Origin of the sequence: Amycolatopsis coloradensis, assembly GCF_001953865.1 — a bacterium.
Classification (GTDB): domain Bacteria; phylum Actinomycetota; class Actinomycetes; order Mycobacteriales; family Pseudonocardiaceae; genus Amycolatopsis; species Amycolatopsis coloradensis.
The window spans coordinates 211,126-230,680 of sequence record NZ_MQUQ01000018.1; the positions used below are offsets into that span (position 1 = coordinate 211,126).

The window sequence follows — 19,555 nt, forward strand, 5'->3', positions numbered from 1 at the left end:
ATTCTACGAATGTAGGAAGTTGATATCCGGCGGGTTTTGCCTGGCAGTAGGCGAAAACTCGCGCTGGATTCTTTTGTCTACACCTGTAGACTCTCGGCGGAAACGAGCTAAGGAGGGCACCCGTGAGCGGGTCGACCAAGACTGCCGGTCCCGAGCGGATCGTGGACATCGCCGTGGGCTACATGGCGGCAAAGCAACTCTTCGCGGCGAGCCGGATCGGCCTGTTCACCGCGCTCGCCGACGGGCCGCTGACGGCCGCGGAACTGGCGGGGAAGACCGGTAAACCGGAGAAGATCACCCGTATCCTCGGTGACGCCATGTCATCACTCGGTCTGCTGTCCCGTGTGGACGGACGGTACGAACTGGCCGCCGACGCGGCGGAGTACCTCGGCGGCGGAGACCTCGATCTGGCGCCGTTCCTGACCTTCCTCGACACCATCAGCTATCCGCACTGGTTGCAGTTCGGTCACACCGCCGACAGCGGTGAGCCCGGCAAGCTGGAGATGGACGACACGCGCTGGGGCACGTTCATGGCCGGTGTGATGACGTATAACGCCCTGCACGCGAAGATGCTGGCCGGCGCGTTCGATTTCGGCCCCCACCGGAAGCTGCTCGACCTCGGCGGGCTCTCGAGCGCGTTCGCGGTCGAAGCCATGAAGACCAACGAAGAACTGCACACGACGTTCGTCTTCGACCCGGGCTTCACCGAGTCGGTCACCACCGCGGCGGCCGAGGCGGGGTTCGCCGATCGTGCGACCGTCATCGGCGCGGAGACACCCACCGCGCGTCCCGAAGGCGAGTTCGACCTGGTGATGGTCAACCACGTCGTCCACCGTTTCGACGCGAAGCAGAACGCGGAGATCCTGCGTAACGCCCGCGCGGCCGCCGCGCCTGGCGCGCGGCTGCTGCTGCTCGACTTCTTCCTCGACGACGACGCGAACCAGCGGCCGATCGACGCGCTGCACGCGGGGGAGTACCTGGTGATCGACGGGACGGTCGTCTACCCGGAGGCCGAGGTCCGGGAATGGCTGACCGAGGCGGGCTGGCGGGTCACCGACCGGCTCGCGCTGCCGGGCAGCCCGCGGGTCCTCGTCGCGGAAGCGGTGTAGCCGTGACGCTGGATCCCGCGGTCAAGGAACTGCTCGCCCGCAGCGAGCTTCCCGAAGCGCCTGCCCTTCCGCCGACGGCCGCCGAGTTGCGTACCGCTTTCGCGGCTTCGTGGCAGCCTCCAGAAACGGTCGAGGAAGTCGCTTCGGTGACTGACCACGTCCTGCCGTCCGGTGTCCGGGTGCGGGTTTACCTGCCTGACGCCGCTGGTGCGGTCCCGGCCTTCGTGTGGATCCACGGCGGCGGATGGACGATCGGCTCGATCGACGAGAACGAGGTCGCGTCACGGGCGGTGTGCAACGCGGCGAAGGTGGCCGTCGTGGCGGTGGACTACCGGCTCGCGCCGGAGAATCCGTTCCCGGCGGCGCCGGACGACTGCTACGCCGTTGTCGAATGGCTGGCTTCGGGTGGCGCGGGTCCGTCGGTGGATCCAGGGCGGATCGCGATCGGCGGGGAGAGTGCCGGCGGCAATCTGTCGACGGTGGTCTCGATGATGTCCCGCGACCGAAGTGGTCCGCCGTTGGCCGCGCAGGTGCTGATCTGCCCGGTCTACGGTCACCCGGACGACGGTTTCCGGTCGTACACGGACTTCGCCGAGGGGTTCGGCATGACCGCCGGGGCGATGCGGTTCTTCTTCGATCAGTACGTGTCGGATCCGGCACAGCTGAACGATCCGTATCTGCTGCCGCTGCGGGCCTCCGATCTGACCGGGCTGCCGCCGGCGCTGGTGCTGACGGCCGAGTACGACGTCCTGCGGGACGAAGGGGAGGAGTTCGCGCGGCGCCTGACCGATGCCGGGACGAAGGTGGAGATGACGCGATACGCGGGGCAGATCCACGGGTTCTACGGCCTGTACACCGATCTTCCCGCCTCACCGCGGTCACACGCGCACGTGGCGAACTTCCTGACGCGGACCTTCGACTCCCGCAATTAGTCCTCTAGTTGCGGTTGTTCGCGCTACGTACTACCGCATTTAGAGGACTAAATGCGGTAGTACGTAGTGTCAAGGGCGGGTGAGGCGGGCGAAGAACGACTCGAGGTGCCGCCGCTGCAAAGCGATCGTCGAGAACTCCCCGGCGACCAGGCTCATCACGTTCGCCCCGGCGTTGATCAGCACGACCTCGTCGACCAGTTGCTCGTCGGGGGTCTCGGTGACGATGTCGCCGTCCTCCCGGCCCTCGGTGAGGTACCGGTGCAGCAGGCCCCGCCACGAGCGGATGTGCTCGAGGTACTTGTGCTGCAGTTTCGGGTTGGTCAGCGAAAGCTGCCAGAAGGTGAGCAGGACGCGCCCCGCGGCGATGCGGTCCTCGTCGATCGGCATCGACGAGACGCACAGCTCGCGGAGCGCGACCAGCCCGCGCAGTTCGTCCAGTTCCACGTACTCGCGCATCATGCCGAGCGCGCGTTCGTAGGTGGCCTGGATGATGTCTTCCTTGCTCGGGAAGTACAGCTTGAGCGCCCCGTTGGCGAAGCCGGCGGCGGCCGCGATCTCACGCATGGTGGCGGCCTCGATCCCGCCCTGGGTGATCAGATCCCAGGTGACGTCGACGATGTGACTTCGCCGTTCGTCGTGGTCGATGATCTTCGGCATCGGCAGACCTCCCGCACTGGTTCTTCTACCAGTGTAGGAGATCAGTCGCGGTGATACACCCGGTGCCCGGCGAACCACGTTTGTGTCACCTTTGTCTTGACGAGCGCGTTCGGATCGGTTTTGAACGGATCGCGGTCGAGGACGACGAAATCGGCCGACTTCCCGGGGACCAGCGAGCCGGTGACGTCGCCCAGCCCCATCGCGCGCGCGGCGGCGAGGGTGAAGACCTCGATCGCCTCGGCCAGGGTGATCGCCTGCTCCGGCCACAGCGCCCCGGGGAACGTGCCGGTCGGGTCCTGGCGGGTGACGAGGCCGTGGATGCCCTCCCACGCGTTCGGGGACTCGCTGACCGGCCAGTCCGAACCGCCCGCGACCAGCGCGCCCTCGTCCAGCAGTGACCGGTTCGGCTGCATCCGCCCGGCCCGTTCGCCGGGCAGCACCGCCGCGATGGCCGCCGGGATGACGCCGGGGACCCACAGGAACGGCGAGATGTCCGCGGCGACACCCAGCGAGGCGAACCGCGGGAGGTCGTCGGGGTGGACGAACTGGCCGTGCGCGACCTGGAAACGCGCTTCGGTGAAGCCCTCGGCCCGCACCTTTTCCACGGCGTCGAGTGTCGCGCGCACCGACGCGTCCCCGGTGCAGTGCACCTTGGCCGAGAGCCCCGCCGCGGCCGCGGTGCGCAGCCAGCCGACGAGTTCGTCGCCCGGCATGGTGGTGGCGCCGTGATGACAGGCGCCGTGCGCGTCGTCCGGCAGATACGGCTCCAGGAACGCGGCGGTGCGCGTCGGCGGGACGCCGTCGAGGAAGATCTTCACGAAGTCGGGCCGGTGGTGCTCACCGCGGTACTGCCCGGCGACCTCCAGCAGCGGCGCGCCGATCGGGTCGAAACCGAAGATCGGGTCGTTGATCAGCAACGACGACACGACCCACGCGCGCAGCTCGCCGGCGTCGTCGAGGGTCTTCAACGCGCGCAGGATGTCCGAGGAGACCCCGGCGTCCTGGAACGCGGTGACCCCGTACGAGTGCAGCGTGCCGATCCCGTGCCGCGACGCCGCCACGTGCTGCTCGGTGGTGAGGGTCCGCGTCTCGCTGAGCGCCCGTTCGACGGCGACACCCGCCGCCTCGAGCAGGACACCGACGGGCTCGCCGGTCGAAGGGTCGCGGACGATCTCCCCGCCCGCCGGATCGGGCGTCGACGTGGTGACCCCCGCCAGCTTCAAGGCCCGGCTGCTCACCCAGCGGTTGTGCCTGCTGTCGTCGGTGAGCATGACCGGACGGCCGCCCGCGGCTTCGTCGAGCGCGTGCCGGGCGGACGACCGGGAAAGGGTACTGACCAAAGTGGACGCCCAAGCACCGCCGACCACCCACTCGTCCGGCCCGAGCCCCTCGGCGCGCGACCGGACCGCGGCGAGGATGTCGTCCAGACCGGCGTCGAGGCCGAAGTTCAACTCGAACAGGGCCGCGCGACCGGCGAGGGCGTGGTGATTGTGCACGTCGACAAGGCCGGGCATCACGAACGCGCCGTCGAGGTCGACGACCTCGGTGCTCGGCCCGCGTTCGATTTCCTCCAGGGACAGCACCCGGCCGTCTTTGATCGCCAAGGACGACGCCCACGGCCGGACGCCGTCCACTGTGTACACCGTGGCGTTGGTGAGGATCAGGTCGGCGGTCAAGGCTCAGCTCCCGGCGGGGTCGTAAGCCTCGGGGTGCACGGTGGTGCTCAGCAGCTTGCCGTGTGCGCCGAAGGTGAAATGGGTCGGAGTGCTCCCGGTGGCGTCCAGTCCGAAAAGGACACCGTGCGAGCGCAGCCGCTTCGCGTCGCGGTGGTCGGCGACGGTCACCGACGCGCACGGAATCACCTTCTCCCGCCACGCGAAGACGTAGATACCCGGCCGCAGCTCGTAGACCGAGTTCTCGTCGGTGTCCGCGAGCCCCCTCTCCGGACCGGCCAGGCACTGCCACGTGTACCAGTGCGGGCTGAGGTACACGTGCTCGTAGGCGTGCTCGGTGCTGTACACCCACAGCACCCGGCGCCCGACCAGCGACGTGGTCGGGGCGAGCGACTCCCCGGTCGGCTCGATGCCGCCGATCGTGGCGGCCAGAAAGGTCTGCGTGACGCGGGGCGCGGTGTCGCCGATCTTGCTCAGCACCAGGAGCGCGCGGCCGCGGCGCAGGTCGAGCAGCAGCGTGAACGCCTCTTCCTGCCGCGCCTGCGGGTGGAACTGGACGTAGTACAGGTCGTCGTCGACCAGGAACGTCTCGCAGCGGTCGGTGCCCGTGCCGTGGTAGGTCCATTCGATCCGGGTGCCGGAGAAGCCCGCGGTGAACGTGGTGCCGTCTTCACAGGCGAGCTCGAAGGTGCGGCCGTGCAGGTCGCCGACCGTGGGGGCCTTGTTCGCGTCGAAACCGGGGGCGAGGCCGTCCAGCGGCAGCCAGGTGGACGTGTCGGACAGGGTCAGTTCGGGCATGGAAAAGTCCTAGTGCTCGTGGGCGGAACAGTGCTCGTCGGTGGCGCCGGACGGCAGGTCCAGTGCCGGATTGCGGTCCAGGAATCCGTAGGGGCGCAGGGAGAAACCGGAGTAGTCGACCGGCATGACCGGCCAGTCCTCGGGGCGCGGGATGTGCGTCGGGCCGAACACGTGCCACAGCACGAGGTCGGTGTCGGTGAGATCCCGGTCGGCGGCGGTCCAGGCAGGCAGGCCCGCCCCGCCGGGATGCGCGTTCGGCCGGTCGCCTGCCGGGAACCGTTCGTCGGCGCGGTACGGCGTGGCCCACAGGTGACGGGTGGCGAACGTCGCCCGCTGGTGGACACTCGATTCCGGCTGCGCCATCAGGGTCGCGGACGGCCGGGGCACGAGTTGGTACGCCGTCGGCGTGCCGAGCCGGTTGGTCCGCTCCGCGCTGCGGATCTCCCAGACGCGTGCCTTGGCCGGATCGGCGTGCCGCTGGGCTTCCTGTTCGGTCCGCAGCGGGGTTTCCTTCCAGGTGAAGGCGTTCCCGTACGGGTTCTGCTCGCCCATCGGCACCCGCTCGACGTCGATCTCGACGAGCGAGTTGCGTTCGCCGTCGATCGCCACGTCCAGCCGTGCGCAGAACAGATGCTGGTGCACCGGCGCGAACAGCCCGGGCGCGATCTCGTTGGCGTGCGGGTGCTTCGTGCCGGAGTGCGCGGCGCCGGCGAACACGATGCCGGTGGCTTTCGCCTCCAGTTCCACGGTGCCGTCGAGGTAGAGGTACCAGAAGAAGCCGTAGTCGTAGTTGCCGATGGTGGAGATCGACGAGATCACCAGCCGTCGCGAGCGGCGGACCTCGGCGCGGCCGCTGAGATCCGTGTGCTTCCACAGGATCCCGTAGTCCTCTTCGTGCATGCAGATCGCGCGGGGGATCTCGACCGGATGCCCGTGGTCGTCGGCGACGAAGGCGGGGAAGTAGTGGATGACGCCGAGGCAGTCGCAGCCCAGCCGCAGGTCGTTGCCGTTCTTGCCGAGCAGGTACTCGCCCGCGTCGAAGTAGCTGATCCAGAACCGGCCCGGCGCGGTGTCTCCGTAGGGCACCACCATCTCCGGCACCGACGCCCGGTGGAGCACCGAGCGGTCCTGGAACGAGATCTGGTGCAGTATCAGGCCCTCGCGGGCGTTGAAGCCGACCCGCAGCTTCCAGCCCTCCCAGGTGACCTCGTTACCGTCGACGGTGAAACTCGGGCCCTCGGGCTGGGTGATCTCGATCGGCTTGAGCGTGGTGCGCGCCGGGGCGTCGCCGTAGCGGCCGTGCTCCGGCGGCACGGGCACGTCGCCTTCGTCCTCGACCCGCAGCACGCGCTGCTCGGTCAGGTCGATGTGCACGATCAGCCCCTCGACGGGGTGCGCCCACGGGCTGTCCGACTCGTCGTCGCGCAGGAAGGTCAGTGACCGGATGACCCGGCCGGTCTCGTCGGCCCTGCCGAAGAAACCGGGCGCCAGGGGAGCGCAGAAGGCGTGCTCGATCCGGTCGGCGAGCCCCCGCCGTTCCATCGCGGCCTGCCATCCCGGCGACGCTTTGGTGATCGACGCGGCGAGGTCGTACTCCTCGAACAGGTACGCGGGCTGACCGTCGCCGCAGTCCTCGCTGGAGACCACTTCGCGTTTCGCCAGCGAGACGACCACGTCGCGCGCCTGGCCGGTCGCGGTGTCCAGCAGCGTGTACTGGACGCGGCGGTCCGGGGCGGCGTCGGCCTTGTCCGGTTCCACCGGCAGCACCGACGGGAACCGCGTGGTCGCGGCGAGGAGCCCCTCGCCTGCCAGGATCGCGCGGCCTGCGGTGAGTTCGTCGGCGGTCAGCGGGTCCAAAGGATGCGGCCTGGTCATGCTTCGCAGTCTTGCCGGTCCGGTGCCGCGAGGAAAGACCGCGCGGCCGTCGTGCGGCTGCGGACAAGAAGGATGCACTGACGGCCAACCCCCGGGGAAGGGGCCGGCCGCAGGATGACGCCATGCGACTGGAACTCGCGGGCAAGGCCGTGCTGGTGACCGGCGCGGCGTCCGGTATCGGCCTCGCCTGCGTCCAGGCGTTCCTGGCGGAAGGCGCGCGGGTCGGCGCCGTCGACAGGGCGCCCGTGCCGACACTCGCCGACGGCCTGCTGGCGGTCCACGCCGACGTGACGGACGAACAGTCGGTGGCCGCCGCGGTCGGCACCGTCGCCGAGCGGTTCGGCGGCCTGGACGTCGTGGTCGGCTGCGCCGGGATTTCCGGACCGGTCGGCACGCCGGTCACCGAAACTTCGGCGGCCGACTTCGCCGCCGTCATGGCGGTCAACGTCACCGGCCAGTTCCTGCTGGTCAAACACGCGGCGCCGTGGCTCACCGCGGCGCGCGGGTCGATCGTCCTGCTCGCCAGCGACTCCGCGTTCACCATCGCGCCCGGCATGGCGGCCTACGGCGCTTCGAAAGGCGCAGTGGTCGCGATGACCAGGGCTCTCGCGGTCGATCTGCCCGGTGTGCGAGTGAACTGCGTGTGCCCGTCGGTGGTCGACACCCCGATGGCGCGCGGCGATCTCGGTGCGGTGCTCGACGATCCCGCGTTCCCGGTGCAAGCTCCTGAAGACGTCGCCGACCAGGTGCTCTATCTCGCGTCCGCGCGTTCGCGGACGATCAACGGCCAGGCCGTGCTCGCCGACTTCGGCGTCTCGGCCCGTTCGGGTTTTCCCGCTTAGAAAGGACTCACGCGAGTGAAGAAGGTTGTCGCGATCACGGGTGGCGGTACCGGTATCGGCGCGGCGGTCGCCCGCCGATACGCCGACGAAGGCGCCCAGGTGGTGGTCCTCGGACGGCGGCGCGAACCGCTGGAGAAGGTGGCGGCCGAAACCGGCGCGCATGTCGTCACGTGTGACGCCAGCGAACGCGAAGCCGCCGAGAACGCCGTGGCGGAGATCGTCGGCAAGTTCGGCAGGCTCGACGTCGTGGTGGCCAACGCGGGCGGGCACGGCCTGTCTTCGGTGGTCGACACCGGCGACGAGGAATGGGAACTGGCCCTGCGCTCGAACCTGTCCAGCGCCTTCGTGTTCTGCCGGGCCACATTGCCCTCGCTGGTCGAGACCGGCGGCCAGGTGGTCATCGTGTCGTCGCTGGCCGGGCTGTTCGCCGGGCCGAACGTCGCCGGCTACACCGTCGCCAAACACGCGCTGATCGGCCTGACCCGCTCGATCGCCCGAGACTACGGTCCGAAGGGCGTCCGCGCGAACGCGGTCTGCCCCGGCTGGGTGCGCACCCCGATGGCGGACGGCGAGATGGACCAGTTCGCCGAGGCCGCGGGCTTCTCGGGCGGGCACGACGAGGGTTACCGCCGCGTCACCGCCGAGGTCCCGCTGCGCCGTCCCGCCGAACCCGAGGAGATCGCGTCGATCGTGCGATTCCTGGGGTCTTCGGAGTCGTCCTACATCACCGGCGCGGTGATCGTGGCCGACGGCGGCGCGCACGTGGTGGACCTGCCGACGCTGGCCTTCGAACGGGCGGGCATGGGTTCTTAGCCGTTAGGTGGCTCGAAGTACATGAAGGCCCCCTTCCTTGCGCCTAACGCAAGGAAGGGGGCCTTCATGTACTTCAGGTACGCCACCCACGTGTATCCGTGCCGGTACCGAGGCTTGGGTGTGTCGCGAAAGCCACTTGCGGGACGTCTGATGTCCCGAAAGTGGCTTTCGCGACACGATCGGTGCTGGGCTCAGGACTCGCCCAGGTAGGCCGAGTGCAGGGTGGCGGGGGAGTCCAGCAGGCCCTGCGCGTCGCCCGTATAGGTGACGCGCCCCGAAGACACCACCAGCGCGTCGCTCGCCACGCCGAGCGCGAGGTGCGTGAACTGCTCGACCAGCAGGATCGCCGCCCCGTCCTCGGCGAACCGGGTCACCATCGGCAGCAACCGGGTGAACACCACCGGCGCGAGGCCCAGCGACATCTCGTCGATCAGCAGGAACGACGGCCGCGCGGCGAACGCGCGGGCCAGCACCACCATCTGCTGCTCGCCGCCGCTGAGCAGCGCCGCCGGTGAGTCGCGGCGTTTCTCCAGTTCGGGGAACAGTTCGAACAACTCGTCGGCCCGCGCGCGGGTGCGCGCGGTCAGCATCAGGTTCTCCAGCACGGTCAGGCCGCCGAACACCGCGCGGCCCTGCTCGATATGGGCCAGCCCTCGCCGCGCGCGGTTGACCCGTGACTGCCTGGTGATCTCGTCCGGTCCGATGTGGACGGTACCGGCCGAAGCGGGCACCACACCGGAGACGGCTTCGAGCAGGCTGGTCTTCCCGGCGCCGTTGGGGCCGACGAGCGCGGTGATCCGGCCCGGCTCCAGGGTGAGGTCGACGCCGGAGATCACCGGACCCGCGCCGCGGGTGACCGTCAGCCCCGCTATCCGCAAAGCGTTCACAACAGCTCCGTTTCACCCATGTACGCCTTGAGCACGGCCGGATCGGCGAGCACCTCGGCCTGGGGGCCGGAGGCCAGCACGCGGCCGAAATCGAGGACGGTGATCGTGTCGCAGACCGAACGCACCAGGTCGAGGTCGTGCTCGATGAGCAGCACGGACACCCCGAACCGCGCCGGAACCTGCCGCAGCCGTTCCCCGAACGCGACGTGCTCTTCGTGCGGAAGCCCGGCGGCGGGTTCGTCGAGCAGCAGGACCCGCGGCCCCGCCAGCAGATGCCCCACGACCTCGACCAGCCTGCGGGCGCCGACGTCCACTTGCGACAGTGGGGTGCGGGCCGCTGGGCAGCCGAAGAAGTCCAGCGCCTCGCCGATCTCGTCGGCGGTGAGCCGTCGCCTGGCGAGGAACTTGACGTACGCCCCGACCGTCAGCCCTGGTGGGACACGGTCCTGCTGGAACGTCCGGCGCAGCCCGGCGCGGGCCCGGTTCGACGGCGATCCGGTCAGCGGCTCACCGCCCAGCTCCACCGAGCCGTCGGCGTTCGGCAAGAACCCGCTGATCGCGTCCACCAGCGTCGACTTGCCCGCGCCGTTGGGCCCGATCACGCCGAGCACACCGTGTTCCGGTACGGAGATGTCCACTGAAGACAGTGCGGACACATGCCCGAAGGTCACGCTCAGCCCGCGCACGGTGAGTACCGGCGGACCGGGGGACACCGGCTCGACGGCCGCTGTCCCGGTGGCCAGATCGAGTTTCGCGGGCTCCTTTTTCGAGCGCCGGTACCAGAGTTGCCGCACCGTGGTGCCGAGGTTGCCGCCACTGGCCAGCGCCTGGACCCCGAGCACGCCGAAGACCACGAATCCCCAGTCCTGCGGGATTCCCCAGCGCTTCAGCAGTTCCGGCACGCCGACCCAGAGCACCGCGCCGAACACCGCCATGTCGATCAGATGCGCGCCCGACATGATCGCCAGCACGTACAGCGCCAGCGACTGGATCGCGGTGAAACTGGCCGGGAAGGCAAGTCCGACCTGCCCGGTGAGCAGGCCGCCGCTGATCCCGCCGAGGGTGGCGCTCACCGCGAACGCGGTCAGTTTCGACGTCCGCACACTGGTGCCCGCGGCCGCCGTCCCGCGTTCGGAGAACGCCACCGCCTGCCAGGCGCTGCCCCAGCGCCCGCGGCGCAGGAAGTACACGGCGAGGCAGCACAGCACCAGCACCACGATGGCGAGCTGGAAATAGGACCGGTCGTCGGAGAAGGCCTCCGGCCGTTCGACCGAGATCCCGCCGGAGACGCCGGGAAACTGAAGCTGCACGAGCGCGAGGTCGGCCGCGGCGGCGAGCCCCAGCGTGACGACGGCGAGGTTGATCCCGCGCAGCCGCAGCGCAGGGAGCCCGACCAGGATCCCGACCACCCCGGCGGCGAGCCCGCCGAGCAGCAGCCAGACGAGGAACCCGCCGGGCGCCTGCGCCTCGTTCAGCGCGGACACCGTCCAGGCCCCGACAGCGCCGAAGGTCAGCTGGCACAAGGAGATCATCCCCGCGCTGCCGGTGACCACGCCCAGCCCGAGCAACGAGATCCCGGCGACGACCGCGCTCATGCCCAGGTACACGAAGTACCCGTCGAGCCCGACGCTCAGGCCGTAACCGACCGCGATCGCCACCAGGGCGACCACGAACGGGAACCCGGTGCGTACCCCGCGTTGGTCAGCGAGCCGCATCCCACACCTCCTTGCGCTGCGACCAGAGCAGCAGCGCGACGATCACTGCGAACGGCAGGAAGTACCGCACCACCGAAAGGCCGTCGACCTGTGCGGCCGCGCCCTGGATCAGACCGAGCCCGAGTCCGCCCGCGACCGCGAGGTCGAGACGGCGGAACCCGCCGAGCAGGGCCGCCGCGGCCGAGGGCACCACCAGCATCGCCAGCGACGTCGCGTCGTTAGACTGCGAAGGCGCCACGATCGAGATGACCAGCGTGCTGACCACCCCGGTGACCGCCCAGACCGCGACGCTGAGCCGTTTCGCCGGGATGCCCAGCAGTTCGGCGGTGGTCGGACGTTCGGACAGCGCCCTGAGCTGCACCCCTGCCGAGGTCCGGCTCAGGACGATCTTGCTGGCCACCGCCACCAGCACCGCCAGCGCGACGGTGACCACGGTGACCTGGCTGATCACCACCCCGCCGACGGTGAGCGCCGGGCCGTCCAGGATCGGGTGGAACGGCTGCGGTTTGTTGCCGAACAGGATGAACGACAACGAGATCAGCAGGAGCAGCACCGCCACCGTCACCGCCGAGCGGGTGCCGGTGTCCGCCTCGGCGAGCCAAGTGGACACGATCCAGCCAAGGAGCGCGCTGAGCAGCCCGCCGAGCAGGATCCCCGCCACCGTGGCGAGCCACGTCGGCAGTCCGAAGTGGACGGACAGGAACACCGCCACGTAGCAGCCGAACATCCCGGTGGCCGACTGGGCGAAGTTGACCACCCGCACCAATCGCGACATCAGCGTCAGGCACACCGCCAGTACCGCGTACAGTCCGCCGGCGGCCAGGCCGGCCAGCGCTCCCTGCAGCATCGAGTCCTCCTACTTCTTCGGGATACGCAGCCAGTCGTTGGCGACCAGCTCCCATTTGCCGGTGCCGGAGGCGAGCTTGATCGGCCAGCCCGCGGTGTTGTCATGGTGTGCCTGGCCCGGTCCGAAGACATACGGCGTGCCGACCATCGGATGGGTGATGGGCTTCATCTCGCGCAGCGCCTTGGTCACCGACTCGCGGGTGACGTCTCCGCTGATCCCGCGGACGACCTCGAGGAAATACGTCGCCGCCAGGTAGCCGCCCTGGCTGAACGATGTCAGCGGGATGTTGTTCTTGGTCATCAGGTCGTGCCAGTCCTTGTTCTGCGGGCTGGCCGTGTCGGTGAACGGGTAGAACTCGGCCGGGACGTACACCCCGGCGCCGGCGTTGGTGACGGCCTTGGCGTAGTTCTCGCTGTAGACACTGGTCAGCAGCAGCCAGGTGACGTCGTTCCAGCCCTGCGCGGCGGCGGCCTTGAGCTGCCCGATGGAATCCGGTTCGACCGGGTTCACCGTGATCGCCTTGCATCCGGCGTTACGGGCCTTGACGATGTAGGAGGTGTAGTCGGAGCCGCCGTAGGGCACGGTCGCGTCGAGGTACTTGAGCTTCTTGCCGGTGATCGCCGACCACTCGTCGATCGCCGCCTGATACGACGGCAGCGTGTTGCCCGCGATCTCCAGCAACGCGCAGATGTCGTTGAGCTTCAGCGTTTCCGAGCCGTAGAGCAGCGTCAGCGTCATGTCGTGGTACGGGCCGACGTTGGCCGGGGCGATGTTGGGGCTGGAGAAACACGCCGGGTCCACGCCGATGCCCTGGATGGACAGGATCTTCTGCTGTTCGTAGTACTTGTTGTTGATCTCGCACTCGATGAGGCTGGACGAGCCGACCAGCGCGACCGCCTCGTCACGGCCGACGACCTCGCGGGCCGCGGCCGCGGCGGCCGCCGGATCGCCCTTGTCGTCGAGCGCCTTGTACTCGATCTGTCTTCCGTTCACGCCGCCGCTCGCGTTGGCCGCGTCGAAGACGGCCTTGGCCGCCTGGGAGGCTTCGGGGAAGGTGGCCGCGCCGCTGAGCGCGTTGACCGAGCCGACCTTGATCGGGCCGCTCGCACCGCTTTCTGCTCCGGCGCAGCCCGCCGTCGCCAGCAGGACCGCGGCGGAGAGGGCGACGAGGCGCCGCGCGGGCTTCACTGTTCCGCCGAATCGTTCATGGCGTTCACGACGGGCACGGAATCGACGATCTGCTCGAACGAGGTGACCTCGCCGCCGTCGAACTTCCACACATGCGCGACGCGGGCGGTGAACGAGCGACCGGTCTCGCGGTGCTTGCCCTGGTAGGTGCCGATGCCGATCACCGTGTCACCCGCGTCGAGAAGGTCGCCGAGGGCGAAACCGTAGCCGTCCCAGTCCTTCGCGATCGCGCCGAAGACGTTGTCCCGCACCTCTTCCGGACCGGTGTAGGTGCCGGCATACGGGAATCCGGCCGCCTCCGTCCAGGTGGTCTCGGGACCGAGCGGGGCCAGCATGCCCGCCAGGTCGCCTCGGTCGCTCGCGGCGTAGTGCGCGGCGATGATGTCTGAATTGGACACTTGAGCTCCTTGGTGTCTGTTGGTGAACCCGCGCCGCGATCGACGTCGGCAGGGCGCGACCTGGTAGAACCGTTCCTGTGGGTGATCAGGGCGCCCTGCCACCGCGATAGCGGGACTTCGGCCGGGCGGGTTCACGCGTTATGTCCGGTCTAGGAGTCCGTCCTCAGCTCCGCCATCAAGCTCCTTAGACCGGTTGCGCGTCGGGATAAGAGACGGCGCCGAGTGGGTAGATGTGTCCGCCCGCGCGGGAGTGTTCCGACCGGCCGTCGCCGGTCAGGCCGAGGAAGACGCCGGTGGTCTTCAGCGCGTAGCCGAGGTCGTGCAGCCACACACTGGCCACGGCGATGCGGAATTCGCGGAAGCAGAACAGGTAGAGCCCGTCCTGGAACTTCCACACCGTCGACAGGTCCATGTCGCCGTGGCCGCGCTGCACGCCTTCGAGGCATTGCCAGGCATAGCGTTGCGAGGACACGTACACGTGCTCGTAGAGGTGTTCCGGGCTGTAGCGGTACACGTTGCGCTTGCCGATCAGGTCGCGCGACGGCCCCGGCCGCTCGCCGGTCGCCGTGCCCGCGTCGGTGGTCCCGGACCAGAACGTCTGGGAGACACGGGGAACGCCTTCGACGTCCTCGGCGCCGATCACCGAACGCACGGCGAGCGCGCGATGCGTCGTCGTGGAGAAGACGACGGTGAGCGCTTCACCTTCCACGCTGGCATGGGGGAGATTAACGAAGAAAACGTCTTCCCGGACGGCGACCGCGTCGTACGGGTCCTTGATGCCGTTGCAGATGACGGATTCCGCGTCCTCGAACCGCAGCGCGAGCGTCGTCCCGTCGTCGAGGGTGACGGTGAGCTCGCGTCCCGACAGGTCCGCGTTCGGCAGGCGGTAGGTGGCTATTCCGGCGGCGAACTCGTCATAGGTGCGCCACTGTTCCTCGGGTGCTTCGGACATGCGGTCATCGTCGGGGCGACCGCCGGGGGAGGGCCAGCTGTCACGCGCTGGGCGGCAACAACCGATCGCTCACGGTCAAGCCACGGCGCAGTTCACTCGGCGAGCAGCCGAATTCCGTCTTGAACACCCGGCTGAAATGCGGCGCGTCCACGAAACCCCACTTCGCCGCGATGGCCGCGACGGGCCGCGAAGCGTGTACCGGGTCGAGCAGTTCGCGGCGGCAGTGTTCGAGACGCCGGGTGCGGATCCAGCTCGAGACGGTCGTGCCCTGCTCGTGGAAGAGGCCGTGCAGATGCCGGGTCGAGATGTAGTGCTCGGCGGCGATCTGCGCCGGGCCGAGGTCGGTGGAGGACAGATTCGTGTCGATGTAGGCGAGTACGCGGCGCATCAGTTCGTGGTGCGGCCCGGCCGTCGCGCGGGCGAGGTCGAGTTCGCTGGCGAACAGTGTGGCGAGCAGGTCGACCGCCGTATGCGCGAGCCGGACGCCCGCCGGCCCGCCGAGCTGGTCGAGGTTGCTGCCGAGTTGCGCGAGGAAGGGCACCACCACGTTCCCCATCCCGCGCTTGCCGGACATGGGGACCGCGGTCAGCTGGCCGACCAGGTCACGGGGGAGATCGATGAGGCGCTGCGGGAACATCACCACGAGCGTGCGGAAATCCTCTTCGAACGCCAAGGAATACGGGCGGTGCGTGTCGTACAACGCCACGTCACCGGGACGGAGCATGGCTTCGCGGTTGTCCTGCACCAGGAGTCCGGTCCCGGCCAGGATCAGGCTCAATTTGTAGTAGTGCCTGTCCGCCCTGGCGATGAGCTCGGGCGTTCGTTCGACCACGTGCGCGGACGCGGTCACCTCGGTCAGCTGCACGTCGTCGGCGCCGCACGAGCGGATGCGGCCGCGGAAGTGGTCGCGGTGCTCGCTCGTCACGTGCAACGGCACGAAGGAGTGCGACACCACCGTGCGGAAATCCGTGAAATCTCGCGCGACCGTGGTGGTGGTCGGGTCGGCGGTGGCGGTGGTCAAAACGTCACCTCGCAGCATCGGGGGGTGAATTTCATATACGATAAGCGATACGATGCTGGCGGGCAATGATCGCGGCGGGGTCAGTCGGCGAGGCGGAACAGGAGGGTCCTCGGGTCCACGTCGACGGGTACCACCGTGCCCGTTTCGTAACGACCGACCTCCTCGGAGAGGAGGCGCGCGTTGAACGGCGTCACGCCCGGCCCGGTGACGACGAGGTCGACGTCGTCGGCCGGAGTGGTCACCTCGCCGACCCAGATCCGCTTGCTGGAAACGACTTCGGCGGTCGCGCGAACGCCGGTCCGGTCGAGCGCGCGGTGGGCCTCGCGGGCCTTGGCGTTCCGCCACAGCTGAGAGCCGACGATCCCCAGGCCGCCGAGTGTGAACACGGTGCCCATGGCGATGACGACCAGGCGGTCGTCATCGCCGGGTTCGAACCGGGTGCTGATCCAGAGCAGGACCGGGCCGATCAGGGCCAGCACGGCCATGAAAAACCCCATGAGACACTCGGATCCGGTGAAGGCGGGCAACTCCGGCGCTTCCTTGCCTTCGCGGTCCCTCGTCACCGGCGAGACGTTACTGACCGGTTTTCGTGGCCGGTCCGGTAAAAATGCCCGCTTGGCGGCTCAGGCCCCGGAGGTGACCGCCGTCGAGCACTCGGTGCGCGTCGGCGGCGCGCTCGAACGGAAACGTCTCCTGCACAGGGACCCGGAGCTTGCCCTGCTCGGCGAGTTCGACGAGGCCTCGCAGGGCGACCGGATCGGGGTCGACCGCGATGCCGCTGAAGTGCACACCCGCCGCCTCGTACTTGGCGGCGAGTTCCGAAATCCTCCTCGGCTACCGCCGGGGCGGAGCACGTCGAGCGACCGCTCGACGGTGTCGCCGCCGATCGTGTCGAACACGAAGTCGATGTCGCGGACAGCCTCGGCGAAGTCGACCGTCGTTAACCGCGGTTGTGCCGGGCCAGCGCGTCGAAGACCGCTTGCGCTCGAACCGAAGACACTGTCCGAGCTGGAGGACATGTTCCGTAAGGGCCAGCAAGCGGAAGCGACCCCGGCCGAACTGCTGACGAGACCGGACACCGACGTCGCGGCTTACGCGCGGGAACTGGCAGGCCTGTTCGAACGCGCCGTGAGCCGCCCGGAGAGCGAAGCGAGGAGTTCGTAAGAGCGGCGGCGGTCGGCGTGGTGGAACAGCGGCGTGGTCACCATGATTTCCGCGGTGCCGGTCTCGTCGAGGATCCGTTGCAGTTTCGGGACGAGAGTTCCGGGACATCCGGTGAGCACGGCGCCGGAACGTCTCGCTGTTTCCGCGCGATCGTCGGCGGTGTAAGGGAACGCCGCCGCTTCTTCGGGGCTGGGCAACTGGATGCGGTTGCCGCGGATCCGGCTGAGCACCTTCAGCCGGGTCGATCCGGCGAGCCATTCGGCACGCTCGTCGTCCTCCGCGGCGATGACGGACACACTGACCAGATCGGCCTCGACCGGCGCGGTGGGTGCCAGGTGATGCGCGAAGGCGTAGGGGATGCCGCGTTCGGCGGCGAGCGCGGCGCTGTCGGGGGAGCGGCCGAGCAGCCACAGTTCCGGGATGTCGCCGCCGAGAACGGGGATCGCCTTCACCTCCGCGTCCTCGGGCGGGTTCAGGTGACCCCGGAGTTCGTCGAGCTGCTCGCCGAAGTCTTTCGTCCTTTGTGGACGAAGGACGGCGGAGGCCGCCTTGGAGCCGCCCGGCGCGCGTCCGATGCCGAGGTCGATCCGGCCCGGATGCAACGCGGCGAGCGTCCCGAACTGCTCGGCGACCACGAGCGGCGGGTGATTCGGCAGCAGCACCCCGCCCGCGCCGACACGCAGGCGGCGAGTGGCGTTCGCGAGGTGACCGATGAGGACGGCCGGAGCGGAACTGGCGACGCCGCGCATGCCGTGATGCTCGGGAACCCAGTAGCGGTGGTAGCCGAGTTCTTCGGCGAGGCGCGCGAGGTCGACGGTATTGAGGAGAGCCTGGCGCGGCGTCGAGCCCTGGACGATGGGGGAGGTGTCCAGGACCGAGAGGCGTGGGGTCACGGAAGGCATTCGGTCCTCTCTCGTGAGTGGCAGAGGCGGTTCGAGCCGGTCGTGTCCGCCGGTGGTCGTGCCGCGAAAGCCACTTTCGCGACATCAGACGTCGCGAAAGTGGCTTTCGCGACACCCTGGACGGCGGCCGCGCTCAGCACCTGAGCCACGTCGTGGCCAGGTGAGCCGTGAGTGCTGAGGACGGTCAGAGCCAACAGCGTTTTGGGCACCTACGGCGGGTAGGACGGGGTTGCCTGCCGGGCCGACTCGCGAAGATGACCCTATGCCACGGAGAACATCGGTCACCCTCTCGCTCACTCACGCCTCCCTGCCCCACCGCAAGTAGAGGACTACTTGCGGTGAAAACCGCCGGCCACCGCTCGTGAATGGTAAAGGAAGGTCAGAACCTTTCTCACCACTCACGAGAGTGCGGCGGGGAGCGTTTCGAAGCCGCGCAGGATCCGGGTCTGCCGCCGCCGCGCCCCGCCGGCGAGCCGCAGGCCGGGGAATCGCTCGAAAATCGACCGCAGCCCGATCTCCCCTTCCAGCCTCGCCAGCGAAGCGCCGAGACAGTAATGCCGCCCGGCGCCGAACGACACGTGGTCTCGCGCGTTAGGCCGCTCGACGTCGAAGGCGGACGGGTCGTCGAAGATTTCCGGATCCCGGTTGGCGCCCGCGAGCACCGTGCTGACGATCGCGCCCCGGCCGATCGGCTTCCCGTCGATCTCGGTGTCGCGGGCGCACAACCGGCCGGTGAGCAGGACGGGTGGGTCGTGCCGGAGGACCTCGTCGGTCACGTTGCTCCACAGTTCCGGGTTCGCGCGCAGTTTCTCGAGCTGTCCGGGATTCCGGACGAGCAGGGCGATGCCGTTGCCGAGGAGGTTGACGGTCGTTTCGAACCCGGCCGCCAGCACCAGTCCCGCGGTCGCCTTGAGTTCCCGTTCGGTCAGGCCGACGCCGTCCTCGCGGGCGGCGATCAGCTTGCTCAGCAGGTTGTCCCCGGGATTCGCCCGCAGCTTCTCCAGATGCAGGGTGAGCCACGAGTCGAACTCGGCCAGCGTCGCTTCGACGGTACGGAAGGTCTTCCACGGCAGCCCGAGGTCGAGGCTCGGGGCCGCCGCCCCGCCCAGCGCGAGCACCTTGTCGCGTTCTTCGGGCGGCACACCGAGGATCTGGCTGATGACGGTGACCGGCAGCAGCCCGCAGTAGGACTCGACGAGATCGACGGGGTTGGCCGGGTCGAGGCCGTCGAGCAGTTCGTCGGCGATCGCCTGCGTGCGGTGCCGCAGTTGCTCGACCGCGCGGGCGGTGAAGACCCGCGTGACGAGCTTCCGGTAGCGCGTGTGGTCGGGCGGTTCGCTGGCGAGCAGCGACGGCGGTTCGATCGGATGGATCAGACCGGACGCCGACCAGGCGACGAGCCGGTTGAGCAGCGGGTTGTCCGGGACGAACCGCACGGTCTTGAACGCGTCGCTGGTGAGGATCTCCTTGCATGCCGAATGCCGGGTGGTCACATGGCCGACCCGGGTGGTGGCGATGGCGCCGTGCGCACGGATCTCGTCGAACAGCCCGGTCAGATCCGCCCCGCCGCTCGCTTCGACGGACAGCCTGCCCTGGAGGTCTCCCCGCCGCGCCGCGGCCCGCAAGGCCACCCGCGGGATCGCGTGGCCGATGCTCCAGCGGGTGACCGGTTTGGCGATCTCCTCCGCCCGGCGCCGGAGACGCCGGGCGGGAGCGGTCTTGAGTGTGAACATCACGACTCCGTCCGTGCGGGTCCTTCGAAGGTATCGGAACGACGTGTCA

At 69.1% G+C, this 19,555-nt stretch carries 18 protein-coding genes and 1 pseudogene; 4 read left to right on the top strand and 15 right to left on the bottom strand.

Translation table 11 applies throughout. The features are described from left to right. Positions 1 to 122 precede the first annotated feature (122 nt). On the top strand, positions 123 to 1,109 hold the full coding sequence (locus BS329_RS31550; protein WP_076165310.1) for a methyltransferase: 987 nt from the start codon (positions 123 to 125) through the stop codon (positions 1,107 to 1,109). Positions 1,110 to 1,111: 2 nt separating this feature from the next. Continuing rightward, positions 1,112 to 2,041 (top strand): alpha/beta hydrolase, encoded by a 930-nt coding sequence (locus tag BS329_RS31555; RefSeq protein WP_076165312.1) that lies wholly within the window; start codon positions 1,112 to 1,114, stop codon positions 2,039 to 2,041. A gap of 69 nt (positions 2,042 to 2,110) precedes the next feature. On the opposite strand, the gene BS329_RS31560 is transcribed toward BS329_RS31555, so the two are convergent. The 4 genes from BS329_RS31560 to BS329_RS31575 are packed head-to-tail and all read right to left on the bottom strand — an operon-like array spanning position 2,111 to position 7,044. Continuing rightward, the gene (locus BS329_RS31560; protein WP_076165314.1) at positions 2,111 to 2,698 is read right to left on the bottom strand and encodes a TetR/AcrR family transcriptional regulator; all 588 of its coding nucleotides are present in this window, start codon (positions 2,696 to 2,698) and stop codon (positions 2,111 to 2,113) included. A gap of 41 nt (positions 2,699 to 2,739) precedes the next feature. Then, on the bottom strand, positions 2,740 to 4,374 hold the full coding sequence (locus tag BS329_RS31565; protein ID WP_076165315.1) for an amidohydrolase: 1,635 nt from the start codon (positions 4,372 to 4,374) through the stop codon (positions 2,740 to 2,742). A 3-nt stretch (positions 4,375 to 4,377) separates the two neighbouring features. Continuing rightward, positions 4,378 to 5,169 (bottom strand): molybdenum cofactor biosynthesis F family protein, encoded by a 792-nt coding sequence (locus BS329_RS31570; protein ID WP_076165317.1) that lies wholly within the window; start codon positions 5,167 to 5,169, stop codon positions 4,378 to 4,380. Positions 5,170 to 5,178: 9 nt separating this feature from the next. Further along, positions 5,179 to 7,044, bottom strand: coding sequence for a primary-amine oxidase (locus BS329_RS31575; RefSeq protein ID WP_076165319.1), 1,866 nt, complete (start codon positions 7,042 to 7,044; stop codon positions 5,179 to 5,181). Positions 7,045 to 7,166: 122 nt separating this feature from the next. Between BS329_RS31575 and BS329_RS31580 the strand changes: the two genes are divergently transcribed. Together BS329_RS31580 and BS329_RS31585 are read left to right on the top strand one after the other, a co-directional pair. Further along, positions 7,167 to 7,886, top strand: coding sequence for an SDR family NAD(P)-dependent oxidoreductase (locus BS329_RS31580; protein WP_076165321.1), 720 nt, complete (start codon positions 7,167 to 7,169; stop codon positions 7,884 to 7,886). A 15-nt stretch (positions 7,887 to 7,901) separates the two neighbouring features. Then, a complete protein-coding gene (locus tag BS329_RS31585) occupies positions 7,902 to 8,699 on the top strand; it encodes an SDR family NAD(P)-dependent oxidoreductase (RefSeq protein ID WP_076165323.1) in 798 nt (265 codons plus the stop codon). Between the two features lie 191 nt (positions 8,700 to 8,890). Here BS329_RS31585 and BS329_RS31590 read toward each other — a convergent pair whose 3' ends face one another. The 11 genes and pseudogenes from BS329_RS31590 to BS329_RS31640 all read right to left on the bottom strand — a co-directional run bounded on the left by BS329_RS31590 (position 8,891) and on the right by BS329_RS31640 (position 19,506). Beyond that, entirely contained in the window at positions 8,891 to 9,586 is a 696-nt protein-coding gene (locus tag BS329_RS31590; protein WP_076165325.1) for an ABC transporter ATP-binding protein, read from the bottom strand. Then, a complete protein-coding gene (locus BS329_RS31595; RefSeq protein ID WP_076165327.1) occupies positions 9,583 to 11,301 on the bottom strand; it encodes a branched-chain amino acid ABC transporter ATP-binding protein/permease in 1,719 nt (572 codons plus the stop codon). The genes BS329_RS31590 and BS329_RS31595 overlap by 4 nt, the downstream gene beginning before the upstream one ends. Further along, a complete protein-coding gene (locus BS329_RS31600; RefSeq protein WP_076165329.1) occupies positions 11,288 to 12,148 on the bottom strand; it encodes a branched-chain amino acid ABC transporter permease in 861 nt (286 codons plus the stop codon). The genes BS329_RS31595 and BS329_RS31600 overlap by 14 nt, the downstream gene beginning before the upstream one ends. A gap of 9 nt (positions 12,149 to 12,157) precedes the next feature. Then, on the bottom strand, positions 12,158 to 13,336 hold the full coding sequence (locus BS329_RS31605) for an ABC transporter substrate-binding protein (protein ID WP_076165331.1): 1,179 nt from the start codon (positions 13,334 to 13,336) through the stop codon (positions 12,158 to 12,160). Next, the gene (locus BS329_RS31610; RefSeq protein ID WP_076165332.1) at positions 13,333 to 13,734 is read right to left on the bottom strand and encodes a nuclear transport factor 2 family protein; all 402 of its coding nucleotides are present in this window, start codon (positions 13,732 to 13,734) and stop codon (positions 13,333 to 13,335) included. Before BS329_RS31610 ends, BS329_RS31605 begins: the two co-directional genes overlap by 4 nt. Positions 13,735 to 13,918: 184 nt before the next feature. Next, complete coding sequence (locus BS329_RS31615; protein ID WP_076165334.1) at positions 13,919 to 14,686, bottom strand: MoaF C-terminal domain-containing protein; 768 nt, start codon at positions 14,684 to 14,686, stop codon at positions 13,919 to 13,921. A gap of 40 nt (positions 14,687 to 14,726) precedes the next feature. Next, positions 14,727 to 15,725, bottom strand: a complete 999-nt coding sequence (locus BS329_RS31620) for an AraC-like ligand-binding domain-containing protein (RefSeq protein WP_076165336.1) — start codon at positions 15,723 to 15,725, stop codon at positions 14,727 to 14,729. A 62-nt stretch (positions 15,726 to 15,787) separates the two neighbouring features. Continuing rightward, complete coding sequence (locus BS329_RS31625; protein ID WP_076165338.1) at positions 15,788 to 16,270, bottom strand: hypothetical protein; 483 nt, start codon at positions 16,268 to 16,270, stop codon at positions 15,788 to 15,790. A gap of 10 nt (positions 16,271 to 16,280) precedes the next feature. Further along, positions 16,281 to 16,642: pseudogene (locus tag BS329_RS31630) on the bottom strand (zinc-binding dehydrogenase); the annotation flags it as partial. 156 nt (positions 16,643 to 16,798) lie between these two features. Then, complete coding sequence (locus BS329_RS31635; protein WP_076165340.1) at positions 16,799 to 17,773, bottom strand: LLM class flavin-dependent oxidoreductase; 975 nt, start codon at positions 17,771 to 17,773, stop codon at positions 16,799 to 16,801. Positions 17,774 to 18,171: 398 nt separating this feature from the next. After that, on the bottom strand, positions 18,172 to 19,506 hold the full coding sequence (locus tag BS329_RS31640; protein WP_076165342.1) for a cytochrome P450: 1,335 nt from the start codon (positions 19,504 to 19,506) through the stop codon (positions 18,172 to 18,174). Between the last annotated feature and the right edge of the window lie 49 nt (positions 19,507 to 19,555).

Coding starts and splice junctions, on each gene's coding strand:
- BS329_RS31560 (WP_076165314.1), bottom strand. CDS start 2,698: ATGCCGAAGATCATCGACCACGACGAACGGCGAAGTCACATCGTCGAC.
- BS329_RS31620 (WP_076165336.1), bottom strand. CDS start 15,725: ATGCTGCGAGGTGACGTTTTGACCACCGCCACCGCCGACCCGACCACC.
- BS329_RS31635 (WP_076165340.1), bottom strand. CDS start 17,773: ATGCCTTCCGTGACCCCACGCCTCTCGGTCCTGGACACCTCCCCCATC.
- BS329_RS31600 (WP_076165329.1), bottom strand. CDS start 12,148: ATGCTGCAGGGAGCGCTGGCCGGCCTGGCCGCCGGCGGACTGTACGCG.
- BS329_RS31595 (WP_076165327.1), bottom strand. CDS start 11,301: ATGCGGCTCGCTGACCAACGCGGGGTACGCACCGGGTTCCCGTTCGTG.
- BS329_RS31615 (WP_076165334.1), bottom strand. CDS start 14,686: ATGTCCGAAGCACCCGAGGAACAGTGGCGCACCTATGACGAGTTCGCC.
- BS329_RS31575 (WP_076165319.1), bottom strand. CDS start 7,044: ATGACCAGGCCGCATCCTTTGGACCCGCTGACCGCCGACGAACTCACC.
- BS329_RS31570 (WP_076165317.1), bottom strand. CDS start 5,169: ATGCCCGAACTGACCCTGTCCGACACGTCCACCTGGCTGCCGCTGGAC.
- BS329_RS31640 (WP_076165342.1), bottom strand. CDS start 19,506: ATGTTCACACTCAAGACCGCTCCCGCCCGGCGTCTCCGGCGCCGGGCG.
- BS329_RS31580 (WP_076165321.1), top strand. CDS start 7,167: ATGCGACTGGAACTCGCGGGCAAGGCCGTGCTGGTGACCGGCGCGGCG.